This is a genomic window from Dialister succinatiphilus YIT 11850 (assembly GCF_000242435.1).
Lineage (GTDB): Bacteria > Bacillota > Negativicutes > Veillonellales > Dialisteraceae > Dialister > Dialister succinatiphilus.
Genome location: NZ_JH591194.1, coordinates 1 through 2,883, shown reverse-complemented (window position 1 = coordinate 2,883; position 2,883 = coordinate 1). Strand labels below are relative to the sequence as shown.

The window sequence follows — 2,883 nt, the reverse complement described above, 5'->3', positions numbered from 1 at the left end:
CAGCTAATCCCGTAACGCTCCTTGCGTCCCCTTTAGGGGAAGAGGGCCACAAAGTGGCGAAGGGGTGGACGGTGGTAATCCTGATTATGATACTCTATGCTGACGTGACCGCCGCAGGCAGCTTATAAAACTCTGCGCCCAAAGGGCGCCACCACCACCCTCAGCGGCAGGGCCGCTGTCGCCCCCTGAGCGAAGCGAACACAACCTTTCTACACAACCCGCGGCGTTAGCCACGCCCCTTTTTTTATAATCTGCGCCCGCAGGGCGCTACCACAACCCTCGGCCCGAAGGGCCGTCAAACTTACGGACCTTAAGAACCCTCGGGGCGTAGCCCCGTCAACCTTCACACCGCAGGTGTGTCCAATGGCGCGTCCAACACATAGAAAAACCTCAGCCATGCTTATCGAGACTCTTGAATATTGTAACGGTCCATGATATACTATGACTACAGCGATGAAGCAGAAGAAAGTGACTATCGAACAGTATGAAAGGTTGTATTTCTTACTGCTGCTGAAAGAAACATCCCGCCGGACTACCGGATATCGTACAAACTCCGGCGGAGCATCTCATACAAAGGGGATTTACCCCGCAAGTGATTGAAAGGAAGGTATTAGTATGGCAAAAGCAGACATTCAGGAACAGTATGGACTCTTTATTAACGGCGAATTCGTTCCGGCTTCTGACGGCGCTACCTTTGACGCCCACAATCCGGCAAATGGCGAGCACTTGGCTTATTTCGCAGAAGCAACCAAAGAAGACGTGGACAGCGCAGTGAAGGCAGCAAGAGCAGCCCTTCCGGCCTGGTCCAAAACATCTCCTATTGAAAGGCAGAACATCCTGCTGAAAATTGCAGATATTATTGATGCCAATGCAGACCACCTGGCACTGGTGGAAACACTGGACAACGGCAAACCTATCCGTGAAACCAAAGCTGCCGACATTCCCCTGGGCAGCGACCATTTCCGCTACTTTGCAGGCTGCCTCCGTGCATGGGAAGGCTCTGCCACCATGCTGGACGACAACACCCTGTCCCTCATTCTCCATGAACCGGTAGGTGTAGTAGGCCAGGTCATTCCCTGGAACTTCCCCTTCACCATGGCATGCTGGAAACTGGCTCCTGCCCTGGCAGCCGGAAACACCATCGTCATTAAGCCCTCTTCCCACACATCCCTCTCCCTCATGGAACTCACCCGTCTCATTCAGGACGTACTTCCGAAGGGCGTATTGAACGTCATCACCGGCAAAGGCTCCAAATCCGGTCAGTGGCTCCTTGACCACCCGGACCTGGACAAACTGGCCTTCACCGGTTCCACCGAAGTCGGCCACGGCGTATACCAGGCTGCCTGCGACAAACTCATCCCCGTCACCCTGGAACTGGGCGGCAAATCTGCCAACATCGTATTTGACGATGCAGACCTGGCCCAGGCCGTAGACGGCGCATGCAAAGGCATCCTCTTCAACCAGGGACAGGTATGCTGCGCAGGCTCCCGCCTCTTCGTACAGGAAGGCATTTTTGACGAATTTGTAAAACACCTGAAAGCCACCTTTGAAAGCGTAAAGATCGGTGACCCCACAGATCCAGAAACCCAGCTGGGCGCCCAGATTTACAAATCCCAGCAGGACAAAGTACTGAAATACGTACAGATCGGCATTGACGAAGGCGCCAAACTCATTACCGGCGGCGAAAGATACACCGAAAACGGCTGCGACAAAGGCTTCTTCATGAAACCTACCATCCTTGTCACCGACAAGAACAGCGACCGCGTATGCCAGGAAGAAATCTTCGGACCGGTGGTAGTAATCCAGAAATTCAAAACTGCCGACGAAGTCATCGCCCTGGCCAACGACAGCGTTTACGGCCTTGGCGGCGCCGTATTCACCAAGAACATCAATACCGCCCTCAAAGTAGCCCGCGGAGTCCGCACCGGCCGTATGTGGGTCAACACCTACAACGACCTCCCTGCAGGCGCCCCCTTCGGCGGCTACAAACAGTCCGGTATCGGCAGAGAAACCCATAAAGTCATGCTGGAACACTACAGCCAGATGAAGAACATCTACATCAACCTCAAAGAAGGCGTCAGCGGCATGTACGACATTAAATAATGACCGCTGAAAAAACTCCTTTCCCCCGGGAAGGGAGTTTTTTTATGGAAAGAAATGGGAAGCCCGGAGAGACTGTAGGTCGGGATCGGGACCGGGACGGTGCTTTCCAGTATTCCCGAAGGTTGACACGCCCTTACGGGTGTGAGGGTTGAGCCAGCCGCCGGGCCTTTGGCCCTGGGCTGCCAGGGTTCTGTCCGGGACCGGCTGACGCCTCCCGGACGGGCTCCGGGCTTCCGCCCTCGGGAGGTATGAAGTATTGTGGAGGTCCTGCATAGGACCTCCAAGTCAGCCAAGGTAGGCCCTTAGCCTGCCCATTAAAGGGCTTACCTATCGGTTGGCTGACCGTGCCCACTGGGGAGGTACGGCGCCTTCGGCGCCATTTTTTATACCGCCTTTGTCGGCGAAAACCATACAACTGCCCTGGCGCCCTATGGGGCTTGAGGGTTCAAAGAGTTCAAAAGGTGGTGCTTTCCAGCATTCCCGTAGGTGCCTGCGCCTGCGGCGCAGAGGGGCCTATGGCATCCATCGGGCCTCTGGCCCTCGGTGCCAAGGGTTGTGTAGAAAGGTTGCATCGCTTCGCTCAGGGGGCCGCCGATTGGCGGTCAGGACCGTGATGGAGCATTCTATCGGTGCTCTGCCCCGTACACCCTTTCCCGCTTCGCGGGACTTCCCCTCAAGGGGAAAAGAGAAAATAGGTGGCACTGGATATTGTGTCACATATGACACAGACAGCTAATCCCGTAACGTTCCTTGCGTCCCCTTTAGGGGAAGAGGGCCACG

1 protein-coding gene is annotated in these 2,883 nt (G+C 55.5%); it reads left to right on the top strand.

The window, feature by feature from the left end; genetic code table 11:
* The first annotated feature begins 615 nt into the window (after positions 1-615).
* A complete protein-coding gene (locus HMPREF9453_RS10915) occupies positions 616-2,103 on the top strand; it encodes an aldehyde dehydrogenase family protein (protein ID WP_008860626.1) in 1,488 nt (495 codons plus the stop codon).
* Positions 2,104-2,883: the final 780 nt, after the last annotated feature.

Excerpts from the sequence above, each read along its gene's own strand:
- HMPREF9453_RS10915 (WP_008860626.1), top strand. The coding sequence starts at position 616 with ATGGCAAAAGCAGACATTCAGGAACAGTATGGACTCTTTATTAACGGC.